Here is a 12,919-nt window from a genome sequence, read left to right as displayed (position 1 = left end):
TCAGCCGCTGTTGTTCTTGCCTTCCAGCCACGCCTTGGTGCGGCCAGGGTTGTTCGTGGCGATCCAGGCGACGCCGACCTCCCGGCAGAAGTCGATGTCGGCGTACTCGTCGACCGTCCAGCAGTACACCGACCGGCCCTGCGCGGCGGAACGATCGACCAACTGGGGATAGTCCCGCAGCGCGGGCAGCGAAGGGCCCACCGCCGTGGCGCCGACGGCGGTGGCGGCGCTGCTGCTCAGGTAGCGCCCGGTCTTGCCCAGCAGCACCGTGGGCAGCATGGGCGCAGACCGCCGCACCCGCCAGACCGCGGCCGCGGAAAATGACATCACCACCGCGCGGGACCGGTCCGCGGACGGGGGCGAGGCGATACCGAAGCGGTGCAGCAGCGCCAGCAGTTTGGTTTCAACCAGGGATCCGTACCGCACGGGGTGCTTGGTTTCGATGAAGATTTTCACCGGGCGGTTCCAATCCAGCACCAGAGCCACCAGTGCGTCCAGGGTCAGCAGGCTGGTGTCACCGTGGGCGCCGTCCGAACGCCAGCTGTCGTGCCAGGCGCCGTAATCCAGCTCGTGCAGCTCGGCCAGCGTCGCGGTGCTGACCAAACCGGCGCCAGTCGAGGTGCGATCCAGCCGGCGGTCGTGGACGCAGACCAGGTGGCCGTCGCGGGTCAGCCGCACGTCGCACTCCAGCCCGTCGGCACCTTCCTTGAGGGCCATGTCATAGGCGGCGAGGGTGTGTTCGGGCCGAGCGGACGAGGCGCCGCGGTGGGCGACCACGAAGGGGTGGCCAGTCAGGACCTCATCCGCCCGCGTCATAGGCCTATGCTGCCGGTTCCTGTCCCTCCGACTCAACCGGAGCCGCAGGGACGGGCCGCGCCGGTTGATCAGGTCCTACAGATTCGACGATGACCCAGCGATGCGTGGGCCGTTCGACCGGCTTGCGCTCGAATCCCTCGAAGACACGCCCGGCGGTGGCCACCGTGAGCGCCGCGACCACATAGGAGAGCACCACCATCACAGTGTTGTTGGCGATCCCCTGCGCGTCGCTGGACAAGCTGGTTGCCATTGCGAACAGCGACACCAGATAGCTGAGGACCCACGCCAGCCACCAGGTGGTGATCGGCCTGCGCAACCGTTCGTAATGGTCTTCGACGAGTGCGAGCTCGATGACGTACACCGGCGCCATCACCAGATTGGCGAAGGGGAGCAGGCACCCCGTCCACAAGCGGCGGGCCGACCGGTGCTCCGGCAAACCGTGATGGGTGAAGGCGGCGGCACGGCGGGCGATCAGCCACTTGATGAGCACCACGAAGCAGGCCAGCATCGACGCCAGCGCAGCCACGCTCGCGGCAATCCCCAACCAGTCCGCGGTGGCCGCCACCAGCGAGTTCAGCAGCGTGTTCCGGTTGAAGATGAGCAGCGCGTACCGCACGGTGTAGACCAGTGCCGCGCCACCCAGCACCAGCTGGGTCGCGAGCAGCAACACGCGGACCATCTCGGCGCTGGGTCCGGCTTTGACCGGCGAATCCGTCGGGGCGGGTCCGGCCTGGACCACTCGGTCCGCCAAGCCCCAACGGGGGACGACGGCGTAGCGCGGAGTCGGACCCAGGGGGCGCCTGGGCCGCCTCGGCGGCGGGGCGGCGCCCGGCCGAACCGCAATCCAGCGGAACCCCGGGGGCAACCGAGGTGGCGTGCGTTGGCCGACCGGCCCGGCGGATACCGGTCCGGCGGGCGGCCGCCACCGGGGGTCGCCGGGCGGGGGGTCGGGCAGCGGCGCCATCAGCGCGCCTCGACAGCGCGGGCACCAGGAACGCTGCCGCTCGCGCACATTCCACCGCGTGCCGCACTGAGAGCACACCTGGATCACCGGACCAGCGTAACTTGGCCTCGCGGCGATTCGGATATCCCGGCAGGCGTATCACAACCACCCGCACACGGCCCGGCCGGGGGCGTGACCTACGCCACAGCTAAATGCGACTATCCACAATTTCCACAGGTTTATCCACAATGGGTATGGGTGGGGGATACAGCCTCTATCGGCCAGATTTGCAAGCGACTGTGGATAACACCCCGGTAACAAAGCGCATCAATCGACAGCCCAGCGGTGCCCTGAGCGAAATGAATTGTCGTGCTGAGAGCGCCGATTACCCAATCGCGGCTTTCACCAAACATGGCCGTCGGCGCGCATTGGGCCATCGGCTCCGGCACGGCCTATGGGCCTGCAAATGCCCTGATCAGAGCCGCGCCAGTGACCAGTGGGCGATCGGTTTTCCACTCGGCCACGTAAGCGTTATGATCGCGAACGCTATACTCAGTTGTGACTCACCTCACGTGCGATCGGTGATCAGCCCGGTATTGGTCGACGAGGTGAACGTGCAGGTGGAGGGCGTCTGATGGCCACACATTCGTTCGGTCCGGGATCGACACCGTCGAACTCGTACTCCGGGTCGCCCGCCTGGAATCAGGCCTACATGGTCGCCGCCCTGCGGGCCGGCTTGATCGCCCTCGCGCTGCTGGGCGTCTTGGCCCTCATCGCGCTTTCCTGACGACCACTGCGGCTACTCCCGCGCACGGTGTCCCAGCGGGGCCCGTCCTTGCGGCATAGGCCACCATGGAGCAGGGTTGAAGGTGCCAGGTTTCGTCCGTGGCGGGACCCCGCGAGTAACACGTCAGACGATCCGCTCATCGAAGGAAGGAAAGCCGTGGCTGAATACACCCTGCCCGACTTGGACTGGGATTACGCAGCACTCGAACCGCACATCTCCGGTCAGATCAACGAGATCCACCACACCAAGCACCACGCCACCTACGTCAAGGGTGTCAACGACGCGGTCGCCAAACTGGAAGAGGCGCGGGCCAAGGGTGACCACTCCGCGATCTTCTTGAACGAGAAGAATCTGGCCTTTCACCTGGGCGGGCATGTCAACCACTCCATCTGGTGGAAGAACCTGTCGCCGGACGGCGGCGACAAGCCGACCGGTGACCTGGCGGCTGCCATCGACGATCAGTTCGGGTCGTTCGACAAGTTCCAGGCCCAATTCAGTGCGGCCGCGAACGGCCTACAGGGCTCGGGCTGGGCGGTGCTGGGTTATGACACGTTGGGCGGCCGGCTGCTGACCTTCCAACTGTATGACCAGCAAGCCAACGTGCCGCTCGGCATCGTTCCGTTGCTGCAGGTCGACATGTGGGAGCACGCCTTCTATCTGCAGTACAAGAACGTCAAAGCCGATTACGTGAAAGCGTTCTGGAATGTCGTGAACTGGGCCGACGTCCAGTCCCGCTACGAGGCAGCGACTTCGAAGACCTCGGGACTGATATTCCCCTGATTTCACCTCCCGTCAGGGGCGTCGCGCGGCATCGTGCGGCGCCCCTGTCTTTTGGCCAAATCGTTAGCCGTGTCGAGTTGCACGACACCAAAACCCCGCGCATGCTTAATTATTCGAGCTACCATTTTGTTCGAGCTACCAGCGTGGTTACTTCGGATGAAGGCGTCACGGAGGCAACATGGATGCGGGGTCAGAACGGCCGATCGGGATTGCTCCTTTTCATGCTCGCGGTGCATTGAAAGGGTTCGTCATCTCTGGCCGCTGGCCTGATTCCACCAAAGAATGGGCGCAGTTGCTGATGGCTGCGGTCCGCGTCGCCTCGTTGCCCGGATTGCTCTCCACCACAACGGTCTTCGGTGCCCGTGAAGAACTGCCCGACGAACCGCAACCTGGGACTGTCGGCCTGGTGTTGGCCGAAGGCACCGTCACCGGCGAAAAGGCAATCCGGCCCGGGTATTTCGCGGACCACCAGCCGCCCGCCCTATTGATGTTGCACCCGCCCTCAGAAACGACGCCGTCGTTGCCGGAGTGCACCGGCGCCGCGTCGGGGTGCGTACTGCTGCCCGGGCTGCCGTACCTCGGCCTCGAGCATCGGGCGGCGTGGGTGGAGGCCGAAGCGGACGGCACCATCACCTCGATGGTGAGCCGCGTTGGCGTCGACCCGATCAGCCATCCCGACACCGCGATTCTGGCGATGCTGCTTGCGGCATAAGCAAATTCAAACCAAAGAATACGGCCACCCGAACATCGCCCGCACGCTGGCGCAACCCGGACCCGGCCGCTAGCCTGGGTTTTGTCAGCGAAGGGGAGTAGCCCCCAATCGTCGTGTCGACATACTGGCGCAAGCCCGGCCGGCGAACCGATCCACGCGGACGGTGGGTGAGACCTTCGACCGGTGTCGACGGCTTTGCGGCCGCCGACGACGCGTCGAAAGGTCGTCTCACATGCTCGCCGCCACTTTGCTGAGCCTGGGTGTGGTGTTCCTGGCCGAACTAGGTGACCGCTCGCAGCTGCTGACCATGACCTACGCGTTGCGCTACCGCTGGTGGGTGGTGCTGAGCGGGGTCGCCATCGCGTCCGCCACGGTGCACGGCGCCTCGGTGGCAATCGGGCACTTCCTGGAAACCACGCTGCCGTCACGGCCGATGGCGTTCGCCTCGGCAATCGCCTTCCTGATCTTCGCCGCCTGGGCGTGGCGAGAAGGCACCGAAAGCGGCGGCGAGGACGTGTCAGCGCCGCGGCAACCCCGTTTCGCTCTGCTCACGGTCGTGTCGTCATTCGTACTGGCGGAGATGAGCGACAAGACCACCCTCGCCACGATCACGCTCGCCAGCGAGCACGATTGGGTCGGCGTATGGATCGGCACCACGCTCGGCATGATTCTGGCCGACGGCTTGGCGATCGGTGCCGGTCTGTTGCTGCATCGGCGCCTACCCGAGCAACTCCTGCACTTCATAGCCAGCCTGCTGTTCCTGATGTTCGGGTTGTGGATGCTGTTCGACGCGGCGCTGGGGTGGCGCTGGGTCGCCGTCGGGGCAACCGTGGCGGTCGGGTTGACGGCTGGGGCGGCAGCCGCGGCGCAAACTCTGCAACGGCGCCGCAAGGCCGCCGAGAGCGTCCCCCCTGCGTCCTGACGGACGCCGCCTCAGCATTCGGCCGACGGCTTACCCAGCGTCTCATTCGCAGAAGCGCCGGTAACTTGCCGACGGGCTGCCCGCGCCGTTGCGCGACCACAGCGCAGGTCCGGTGATGCGCGCTTGGGGTGCCGGGCAGCAAAGTGCGCATTTGCGGCTTTCTCGCTTGTCGCTGGTTGCCGGGAAGCCCGCACAGAAGACTCGTCCGGCCCCCAGAGCCATCTCGACGAGCGTTCAGGAGGACGACGACCTCGTGCGTCACCACTGCGTTTTCTGCGGATAACCTGTGAGATTTGGACTTTTTCTGGACACCCGGCCGTTTCATTTGGATGCTCATCGGGGGTGTCTCGTCGAGGCACCTTGCACGGCCGTACCGAATCCGATCAGGTTTGCACTTGGTTGTTGCACACAAGTGTCGCTACCATGATCAGCAAATACCTAGTGATTACCGTTTACCCTTAGAGCTCCGTTGGAGGTCATATCGATGAGCACGACGTTCGCTGCCCGCCTGAACCGCCTGTTCGATACGGTTTATCCCCCGGGAAGGGGTCCGCACACCTCGGCGGAGGTGATCGCGGCGCTCAAGGCGGAGGGCATCACGATGTCGGCTCCCTACCTGTCGCAGCTACGTTCCGGCAACCGCACGAATCCGTCTTCGGCGACCATGGCTGCCTTGGCCAACTTCTTCCGGATCAAGCCGGCCTTTTTCACCGACGACGAGTACTACGAGAAGCTCGACAAGGAGTTGCAGTACCTGTCGGCGGTCCGAGAGAACGGCGTCCGCCGCATTGCGGCGCGGTCACAGGGTTTGACGCCCGAAGCCCAGCAGAAGGTGCTGGACCGGATCGACGAACTGCGTCGCACTGAGGGCCTGGACGCCTAGAACCGCTGACGGCCACCGGCTCCTCTGACCTGGCGGGCCGCGGGCGTTGCGCGCGGATTAGGGTTGGCGCAGCGCTTGCGCACCTGCATCGCGCTAGTTCACGAGATACCGGGAGGCGGCCGGGGATGGGCCTGTTCGGCAAGCGAAAGAGCCGCGCGACTCGTCGCGCCGAAGCCCGCGCGATCAAGGCCCGCGCCAAATTGGAGGCCAGGTTGCTGGCCAAGAACGATCGGCGCCGCATCAAGAACGCGGAGAAGGCGGCCGAACGGGCCCTCAAGGCGCAGCTCAAGGCGCAGAAGGACAGCGACCGGACAGCCTTGAAAATCGCCGAAGCGGAGCTCAAGGCGGTGCGTGAGGGCAAATTGCTGTCCCCCACCCGTATCCGCCGGTCGCTGACCGTATCCCGGTTGCTGGCGCCCGTGTTGATCCCGCTGATCTACCGGGCGGCGATCGCCGCGCGCGGTTTGCTCGACCAGCGTCGAGCGGACCAACTGGGTATCCCGCTGGCTCAGATCGGGCAGTTTTCCGGGCACGGCGCCCGCTTGTCGGCCCGGGTGGCCGGGGCCGAGCAGTCGCTGCAGGCGGTGCAGGAGAAGAAGCCGAAAGACCCCGAGACCAAGCAGTTCGTGGCGGCCATCAGCGAAAAGTTATCGGACCTGTCCACCGCGATCACGGCCGCGGAGCACATGCCCACCCAGCGGCGCCGGACAGCCCATGCCGCCATCTCCTCGCAGTTGGATGGAATCGAGGCTGACCTGTTGGCCCGGCTGGGACTCGGCTGAGCGCATGCACCGATTCATCAGCTGGGTTGGTCTCCTGTCGGCCGCGCTGACGACAGCAGTCCTCACCGCGGGTCCCGCGCTCGCGCTCCAGGGCGCCGCGCCTGCCAACGCGGAGCCCGAAATTCCGGCCTGGGTGTTCGGTGTAGGGGCCATCGCCGCCGTAGCCGTGGTCGCGATCTGGTCGGTGCGGCGCAGGCCGTAGGCCGCCGACGATGGGGCCCAGGGCCGCCCCAACCCGCCCTGGCATGATGGACCCAAGTGTTGAGCGACCCCGTTTAGCGATGACAAAGCTGTACACAAAGCTGTGAAGGAGCGGCCGCATGGCAGATCCGCAGGATCGACCCGCCGGCGAGCCCCAGCCGGCCCCGCCGGCGAAGAAGGCACCAGCCAAGAAGGCGGCCAAGGCGCCCGCCAAGAAGGCGGTGGCGAAGAAAGCCCCCGCCAAGAAGGTCCCGGCGAAGAAGGCCCCGGCCAAGAAGGCCCCGGCCAAGAAGGTCGCCGCGGCGGCTCCTGCCGAGCCGCCGGTCGAGAAGCTTGCAGACCTGCAACAGCGCGCGGAAACCAACGGGCAGCTGGCGGCCGCCAAAGACGCCGCCGCACAGGCCAAGTCGACGGTCGAAAGCGCGAAGAACCCGCTGCCCGCCGCTGCCGACGCCCCGACTTCGGCCCAGTCTCCCGTCCCATGGATCGTCGCCGTCGCCGTCAGCCTGCTGGCCCTGTTGCTGGTGCGCCAGTTGCGCCGTCACTGAGTGCCGATGACCGTGTCATTTCGGCCGACGGCCGACCTGGTCGACGACATCGGGCCCGACGTCCGCAGTTGCGACCTGCAGTTCCGGCAGTTCGGCGGTCGAACGGAATTCGCCGGGCCCATCACCACGGTTCGCTGCTTTCAGGACAACGCGCTGCTCAAATCGGTGTTGTCTGAGCCCGGCGACGGCGGGGTGCTGGTGATCGACGGCGACGGCTCGCTGCACACCGCGTTGGTCGGTGATCTGATCGCCGAGTTGGCCCGGTCCAATGGCTGGGCCGGCCTGATAGTCAACGGCGCGGTGCGCGACGCCGCCGCGCTACGGGGCATCGAGATCGGTATCAAGGCGTTGGGTACTAATCCACGCAAGAGCACAAAGACCGGCGCCGGCGAGCGCAACGTCCAAATCACTTTGGGTGGTGTGGTGTTCGTGCCCGGCGAAGTGGCCTACAGCGACGACGACGGCATTGTCGTCGTCACCGCAGGTGCTTAAGCCGCCACTAAACAGATACGGCGACAGGCCTTTTGGCGAACCGCAATCCCTCGTCGTCGATCTTGCCCCGCCGGATCAGGTGGATGTCGCGCAGGTAGTTCTGGTTGAGCCGCCACGGCTTACGCGAGCCCTGCTTCGGTAGCTCGTCCAGCGAGCGCAGCACGTATCCGGGCGTGAACTCCATGAACGGCCGCTCGTCGACATCCGACGGCGGCTGTTCGACGACCACGGTGTCGAAGCCGTTGGCGTCCATATGGTTGAGCATCCGGCAGACGAATTCGGAGACCAGGTCGGCCTTCAACGTCCACGACGCGTTGGTGTAGCCGACGGTGTATGCCATGTTCGGGACGCCGGACAACATCATGCCTTTGTAGGCCATCGTTTTGGTCAGGTCCACCGGTTCGCCGTCGATGCTGGCGGTCGCGCCACCGAACAACTGGAGGTTCAAACCCGTTGCGGTGATGATGATGTCGGCCTGCAGCTCCTGTCCGGAGTTGAGCCGGATCCCGGTCGCGGTGAACCGGTCGATGGTGTCGGTGACCACCTCGGCCTTCCCGTGCCTGATCGCGCGGAAAAGGTCGCCGTTGGGCACCAGGCAGAGCCGTTGCTCCCACGGGTTGTAATGCGGACCGAAATGCTTACGCACGTCGTAGTTCTCGGGAAGCTGAGCCTTGACCATGCCCATGAACATCTTGCGCATACGGCGCGGCCATTTCTGACAGGCCCCGTACACCGCCTGCTGGCGCAGCACGTTCTTCCATCGGATGGCCGTGTAGGCGGCCCGCTCCGGCAGGAAGCGATTGAGCTTCTCGGCGATGCCGTCCTCTTCGGGCTGGGACACAATGTAAGTGGGCGAGCGCTGCAGCATCGTGACATGCTTTGCACCCGAGTTGGCAAGCGCCGGAACGAGAGTGACCGATGTCGCGCCGCTGCCGATGACGACAATCGTCTTGTCCTGGTAATCCAGGTCCTCGGGCCAGTGCTGCGGATGGATGATCGGCCCGGTGAAGTCCTGCTCGCCGGGGAACTCGGGGGCGTAGCCCTGCTCGTAGTTGTAGTAGCCGCTGCACAGGAACAGGAAGTTGCACGTGATGCTGCTGGTGGCGCCATCGCTTTCGATCTGTACGGTCCAGCGGTTCTCCGCCGTCGACCAGTCGGCGCTGATGACCTTCTGGTTCAACCGGATGTGTTTGTCGATCCCGTACATGGCCGCGGTCTCGGTCACGTAATCGAGGATCGGCTTGCCGTCGGCGATAGCCTGACGCTCGGTCCAGGGGCGGAACCGAAAACCCAGCGTGTACATGTCCGAGTCGGAACGGATGCCTGGGTACCGGAACAGGTCCCAGGTGCCGCCCATGGCCGCCCGCTTCTCCAGAATCGCGTAGCTCTTGCTTGGGCAGCGGTCCTGCAGGTGCCAGGCGGCGCTCACGCCAGAGATGCCGGCGCCGACGATGACGACGTCAAGGTGCTCAGTCATGGAACCCACGGTATCAACAGGGTGTTGAGTACGCCAACGGACCGTCGATAGCCCTGGCCGGCAAACGAGCATGATCGGCGCGGCGTCGACAAGCTGTCGAGAAACTCAACACGATGTACGCTGCCGGGGTGGCCACCCCTGCGAGCAAAGCCCCGCTCCCCGCGGTCGGCGCAGCGCGCGGCCGTCGGGCGATGACCGGGAGCTGGCCATTCTCGCCACTGCGGAGCGCCTCCTCGAAGGCCGATCGCTGACCGAGATTTCGGTAGACGATCTGGCCAGGGGCGCCGGCATCTCGCGGCCCACCTTCTACTTCTACTTCCCGTCCAAGGAAGCCGTCCTTCTCACGCTGCTGGACCGAGTGGTCAACACAGCCGACGCGGCCCTGGAGGCTCTCGGCAGGCAGCTGGCCGAGAACGGCGACAATCGCTGGCGACTGGCTATCAACGTGTTCTTCGAGACGTTCGGTGCCCACAAGGCGGTCACCCGGGCATGCATGGCCGCCCGGGACACCAGCCCGGAGATTCAGCAGCTCTGGTCGACGTTCATGCACAAGTGGATCGCGTTTTCGGCCGCCGGTATCGACGCCGAACGCGAGCGCGGCGCCGCCCCACACACCTTGCCCAGCCACGAACTGGCCACGGCGCTCAATCTGATGAACGAGCGCACGCTGTTCGCCTCGTTCGTCGCCGAACAACCGTCCGTGCCAGAAGCGCGGGTGATGGACACGCTGGTGCACGTCTGGGTGAGCAGCATCTACAGCGACAGGCGCTGACTGTCGGACCGGCATGCGAACATATGTTCGTGCGGTGCGAGGCGTCCATCCTGCACGCGGATCTGGATTCGTTCTACGCGTCGGTCGAGCAGCGGGACGATCCGGGATTGCGTGGCCGTCCGGTGATTGTCGGCGGGGGCGTCGTGCTGGCCGCCAGCTACGAAGCGAAGGCGTACGGGGTGCGCACCGCGATGGGGGGTTCGCAGGCGCGCCGGCTGTGCCCGCACGCCGTGGTGGTGCCGCCGCGCATGAGCGCTTACTCGAGGGCCAGCGACGCGGTGTTCGAGGTGTTTAGGGATTGCACTCCGCTGGTGGAGCCGCTGTCGGTGGACGAGGCATTTTTGGACGTCGGCGGCCTACGACGGGCCCGCGGATCGCCGATCGCAATCGCGGCCCGGTTGCGCGCCGACGTGCGTGAGCGGGTCGGGTTGCCCATCACCGTCGGGATCGCCAGGACCAAGTTCCTGGCCAAGGTCGCCAGCCAGGAAGCCAAGCCCGACGGCTTGTTGCTGGTGCCGCCGGACGGGGAACTGGCGTTTCTGCACCCGTTGCCGGTGCGGCGGCTGTGGGGCGTGGGCGCGGTGACCGCCGAGAAGCTGCACACCCACGGCATCACAACGGTGGCGCAAGTCGCCGAGCTGAGCGAGCAGACGCTTGCCTCGATGGTGGGCCAGGCGATGGGCCGGCAGCTCTACGGGCTGTCCCACAACGTCGACCGCCGCCGGGTCAGCACCACGGTGCGGCGCCGGTCGGTGGGCGCCCAGCGGGCCCTGGGCCGCAGGGGCAGCACCCTGTCGGCCGCCGAAATCGACGCGGTGGTGGTCAATCTGATCGACCGCATCACCGGCCGGATGCGCGCAGCGGGTCGCACCGGACGCACCGTGGTGCTGCGGCTGCGCTTCGAAGACTTCACCCGGGCCACCCGCTCGCAGACCATGCCGAGGGCGACCTCGTCGACCCAACCCATCCTCACCACGGCTCGCCGGTTGGTCGCGTCGGCGGCCCCGCTCTTCGCCGAAAAGGGGCTCACCTTGGTGGGGTTCGCGGTCACCGGTATCGACCGCAGCGGCGCGCAGCAGCTGATGCTGCCCTTCGATGGCGACTCACCGGCGGTGGACTCCGCCATCGACGCGGTCCACCGCCGCTACGGCAAGTCCGCCCTCACCCGAGCGGTGCTGGTCGGGCGCGACCCGGGACTGGAGATGCCGCACCTACCCGACTGACTGAGCCCACTCCAGCAACCGCTCCGCCGGCCAGGTGTTCACGATCCGCTCCGCGGGGATGCCGGCGTCCAAGGCCCGCTGCGCGCCGTAGCCCAGGAAATCCAGCTGACCGGGTGCATGCGCGTCGGTATCGATGCTGAAGACACAGCCGATGTCGCGAGCCAGGTTGAGCAGCCGCGTCGGCGGGTCGCGTCGCTCGGGACGGGAATTGATCTCGACGGCGGTGCCGTGGTCGCGGCACGCGGTGAACACCGTCTCGGCGTCGAACTTCGACTCCGGCCGGATCCCGCGGTTACCCGAGACCAGCCGGCCGGTGCAGTGACCCAGCACGTCAGCCTGCCCACCGGACACGGCGCGGACCATCCGCCGGGTCATCGCCGCGGCGTCCATCGACAGCTTGGAATGCACGCTGGCCACCACGATGTCGAGGCGTTCGAGCAGCTCCGGCTCCTGATCCAGGCTGCCGTCCTCGAGGATGTCGACCTCGATCCCGGTGAGGATACGCAGCGGCGCGAAATCCTCCCGCAGGCCGTCGATCACGTCGAGTTGCTTGCGCAACCGGTCCGGAGACAGGCCGTTGGCGATGGTCAGCCGCGGCGAATGGTCGGTCAGCGCGCAATATTCGTGACCGAGCGCGGCGGCGGTGGCCATCATCTCTTCGATCGGCGCGGACCCGTCCGACCAATTGGAATGCAGGTGCAGATCACCGCGTAGCGCGGCACGGAGTTCTCCCCCGCCGAGATCTTCTGCGGTGCCGCGCAATTCGACCAGCTGGTCGGGCTCCTGACCGGCCCAGGCCTGCGCGATCACCTTGGCCGTCTTGGGTCCGATGCCCGGAATCGTCTGCCAGCTGTTGGCCTGGCCGTGCCGCTCCAGCGCGGCCTCATCGAGACGCTCGATGATGTCGGCGGCGTTGCGATAGGCCATCACCCGCCGCGGGTCCTGCCGGCTGCGGTCCTTGTAGTAGGCGATCTGACGGAGGGCGGTGACCGGGTCCATCACAGCAGCTGCCCCACCACGAAACCGGCCAGCACCACCGCGAACCCGCCCATCTCGCCCAGGATGAGCAGCGCCATCGCCAGACGCGTCCCCGGCACCGGCGGGTCGAACTGATTCTCGGTGTCGCGGCGCGCGCCGTGCAGGATGTAACTCCCAATCGCCGCGACGAAGAAAAACACCGCCACCATCGTCGCCACCAGGTTCACCCAGGCCGGCCAAGCGCTGAGTTCCACGAAGGCCGCGAACAGTAACGTCGCGAAGGCATACAGCAACGCGGCACGGTGCGCGATGTCGACATACGGGTGGGCCTGATGGTTCTCGGTAACCATGATCTGGCGGTATTTCCACACGCCGAGACCAAGCGCCAACAGAAAGATCAGGCCGGCCGCGAGCAGGGTGAGTTTGGTGTCGATTCCGATGGTCATTGCCAGCCCGAGTTTACTGGGGACACAGGAACCCTCAGGAAACGACGCCTACTGTCGAAGGCATGCGATTCGCTTTCAAGACCTCACCGCAGAACACCACGTGGCCCGACATGCTGGCCGTCTGGCAGGCCGCCGACGAGATCGACATCTTCGAGTC

The 12,919-nt window shown here is 66.1% G+C and carries 16 protein-coding genes and 1 pseudogene; 12 read left to right on the top strand and 5 right to left on the bottom strand.

All coding sequences use genetic code 11. The features are described 5' to 3' along the window. Together BN972_RS21780 and BN972_RS21775 are read right to left on the bottom strand one after the other, a co-directional pair. Positions 1-816, bottom strand: coding sequence for a glycerophosphodiester phosphodiesterase (locus BN972_RS21780; protein ID WP_036362454.1), 816 nt, complete (start codon positions 814-816; stop codon positions 1-3). A 4-nt stretch (positions 817-820) separates the two neighbouring features. Further along, positions 821-1,867 (bottom strand): DUF4328 domain-containing protein, encoded by a 1,047-nt coding sequence (locus BN972_RS21775; protein ID WP_080697073.1) that lies wholly within the window; start codon positions 1,865-1,867, stop codon positions 821-823. Positions 1,868-2,393: 526 nt separating this feature from the next. Here BN972_RS21775 and BN972_RS29810 point away from each other — a divergent pair. The 9 genes from BN972_RS29810 (at position 2,394) to rraA (ending at position 7,866) form a co-directional block, all read left to right on the top strand. After that, a complete protein-coding gene (locus BN972_RS29810) occupies positions 2,394-2,546 on the top strand; it encodes a hypothetical protein (RefSeq protein WP_167659592.1) in 153 nt (50 codons plus the stop codon). 156 nt (positions 2,547-2,702) lie between these two features. Beyond that, positions 2,703-3,326, top strand: a complete 624-nt coding sequence (locus tag BN972_RS21770) for a superoxide dismutase (protein WP_036362451.1) — start codon at positions 2,703-2,705, stop codon at positions 3,324-3,326. 178 nt (positions 3,327-3,504) lie between these two features. Then, entirely contained in the window at positions 3,505-4,038 is a 534-nt protein-coding gene (locus BN972_RS21765) for a hypothetical protein (protein ID WP_036362450.1), read from the top strand. 232 nt (positions 4,039-4,270) lie between these two features. Next, positions 4,271-4,960, top strand: a complete 690-nt coding sequence (locus tag BN972_RS21760; protein WP_036362448.1) for a TMEM165/GDT1 family protein — start codon at positions 4,271-4,273, stop codon at positions 4,958-4,960. A gap of 484 nt (positions 4,961-5,444) precedes the next feature. Continuing rightward, positions 5,445-5,843 carry a GreA/GreB family elongation factor gene (locus BN972_RS21755; RefSeq protein WP_036362447.1) on the top strand — a complete coding sequence of 133 codons (399 nt, stop codon included), beginning with the start codon at positions 5,445-5,447 and terminating at the stop codon, positions 5,841-5,843. Positions 5,844-5,968: 125 nt separating this feature from the next. Further along, positions 5,969-6,625, top strand: a complete 657-nt coding sequence (locus tag BN972_RS21750) for a DUF6474 family protein (protein WP_036362445.1) — start codon at positions 5,969-5,971, stop codon at positions 6,623-6,625. A 4-nt stretch (positions 6,626-6,629) separates the two neighbouring features. Beyond that, positions 6,630-6,827: a hypothetical protein gene (locus BN972_RS21745; protein WP_036362444.1), complete on the top strand. Its 198-nt coding sequence runs from the start codon at positions 6,630-6,632 to the stop codon at positions 6,825-6,827. A 118-nt stretch (positions 6,828-6,945) separates the two neighbouring features. Continuing rightward, complete coding sequence (locus tag BN972_RS30895) at positions 6,946-7,374, top strand: Rv3852 family protein (protein ID WP_036362442.1); 429 nt, start codon at positions 6,946-6,948, stop codon at positions 7,372-7,374. A gap of 6 nt (positions 7,375-7,380) precedes the next feature. Then, positions 7,381-7,866: a ribonuclease E activity regulator RraA gene (gene rraA / locus BN972_RS21735; RefSeq protein ID WP_036363664.1), complete on the top strand. Its 486-nt coding sequence runs from the start codon at positions 7,381-7,383 to the stop codon at positions 7,864-7,866. A 7-nt stretch (positions 7,867-7,873) separates the two neighbouring features. On the opposite strand, the gene BN972_RS21730 is transcribed toward rraA, so the two are convergent. Further along, on the bottom strand, positions 7,874-9,343 hold the full coding sequence (locus BN972_RS21730) for a flavin-containing monooxygenase (RefSeq protein ID WP_036363661.1): 1,470 nt from the start codon (positions 9,341-9,343) through the stop codon (positions 7,874-7,876). A 70-nt stretch (positions 9,344-9,413) separates the two neighbouring features. Between BN972_RS21730 and BN972_RS21725 the strand changes: the two genes are divergently transcribed. Both BN972_RS21725 and dinB read left to right on the top strand, forming a co-directional pair. Beyond that, positions 9,414-10,115 (top strand): TetR/AcrR family transcriptional regulator, encoded by a 702-nt coding sequence (locus BN972_RS21725; RefSeq protein ID WP_080697072.1) that lies wholly within the window; start codon positions 9,414-9,416, stop codon positions 10,113-10,115. A 23-nt stretch (positions 10,116-10,138) separates the two neighbouring features. Beyond that, positions 10,139-11,338 (top strand): DNA polymerase IV, encoded by a 1,200-nt coding sequence (gene dinB / locus BN972_RS21720; protein ID WP_036362441.1) that lies wholly within the window; start codon positions 10,139-10,141, stop codon positions 11,336-11,338. Here the strand turns inward: dinB and BN972_RS21715 are convergent. Together BN972_RS21715 and BN972_RS21710 are read right to left on the bottom strand one after the other, a co-directional pair. After that, entirely contained in the window at positions 11,327-12,337 is a 1,011-nt protein-coding gene (locus BN972_RS21715) for a PHP domain-containing protein (RefSeq protein ID WP_036362440.1), read from the bottom strand. The genes dinB and BN972_RS21715 overlap by 12 nt on opposite strands. Then, complete coding sequence (locus tag BN972_RS21710; protein ID WP_036362439.1) at positions 12,337-12,762, bottom strand: hypothetical protein; 426 nt, start codon at positions 12,760-12,762, stop codon at positions 12,337-12,339. The genes BN972_RS21715 and BN972_RS21710 overlap by 1 nt, the downstream gene beginning before the upstream one ends. A 62-nt stretch (positions 12,763-12,824) precedes the next feature. Here BN972_RS21710 and BN972_RS28920 point away from each other — a divergent pair. Then, positions 12,825-12,919, top strand: a pseudogene (locus tag BN972_RS28920) (LLM class F420-dependent oxidoreductase); the annotation flags it as partial.

Origin of the sequence: Mycobacterium asiaticum DSM 44297, from assembly GCF_000613245.1 — a bacterium.
GTDB classification, from domain to species: domain Bacteria; phylum Actinomycetota; class Actinomycetes; order Mycobacteriales; family Mycobacteriaceae; genus Mycobacterium; species Mycobacterium asiaticum.
The sequence above is the reverse complement of the archived record's forward strand: the minus strand, read 5'-3'. Positions and strand labels throughout refer to the sequence as shown.

What these genes read in the sequence shown, in the direction of transcription:
- BN972_RS21765 (WP_036362450.1), top strand. Translation starts at nt 3,505, where the DNA reads ATGGATGCGGGGTCAGAACGGCCGATCGGGATTGCTCCTTTTCATGCT.
- BN972_RS21755 (WP_036362447.1), top strand. Translation starts at nt 5,445, where the DNA reads ATGAGCACGACGTTCGCTGCCCGCCTGAACCGCCTGTTCGATACGGTT.
- BN972_RS21760 (WP_036362448.1), top strand. Translation starts at nt 4,271, where the DNA reads ATGCTCGCCGCCACTTTGCTGAGCCTGGGTGTGGTGTTCCTGGCCGAA.
- BN972_RS21750 (WP_036362445.1), top strand. Translation starts at nt 5,969, where the DNA reads ATGGGCCTGTTCGGCAAGCGAAAGAGCCGCGCGACTCGTCGCGCCGAA.
- BN972_RS21715 (WP_036362440.1), bottom strand. Translation starts at nt 12,337, where the DNA reads ATGGACCCGGTCACCGCCCTCCGTCAGATCGCCTACTACAAGGACCGC.
- BN972_RS30895 (WP_036362442.1), top strand. Translation starts at nt 6,946, where the DNA reads ATGGCAGATCCGCAGGATCGACCCGCCGGCGAGCCCCAGCCGGCCCCG.
- BN972_RS21725 (WP_080697072.1), top strand. Translation starts at nt 9,414, where the DNA reads ATGATCGGCGCGGCGTCGACAAGCTGTCGAGAAACTCAACACGATGTA.
- rraA (WP_036363664.1), top strand. Translation starts at nt 7,381, where the DNA reads ATGACCGTGTCATTTCGGCCGACGGCCGACCTGGTCGACGACATCGGG.
- BN972_RS21710 (WP_036362439.1), bottom strand. Translation starts at nt 12,762, where the DNA reads ATGACCATCGGAATCGACACCAAACTCACCCTGCTCGCGGCCGGCCTG.
- BN972_RS21745 (WP_036362444.1), top strand. Translation starts at nt 6,630, where the DNA reads ATGCACCGATTCATCAGCTGGGTTGGTCTCCTGTCGGCCGCGCTGACG.
- dinB (WP_036362441.1), top strand. Translation starts at nt 10,139, where the DNA reads ATGTTCGTGCGGTGCGAGGCGTCCATCCTGCACGCGGATCTGGATTCG.
- BN972_RS29810 (WP_167659592.1), top strand. Translation starts at nt 2,394, where the DNA reads ATGGCCACACATTCGTTCGGTCCGGGATCGACACCGTCGAACTCGTAC.
- BN972_RS21780 (WP_036362454.1), bottom strand. Translation starts at nt 816, where the DNA reads ATGACGCGGGCGGATGAGGTCCTGACTGGCCACCCCTTCGTGGTCGCC.
- BN972_RS21730 (WP_036363661.1), bottom strand. Translation starts at nt 9,343, where the DNA reads ATGACTGAGCACCTTGACGTCGTCATCGTCGGCGCCGGCATCTCTGGC.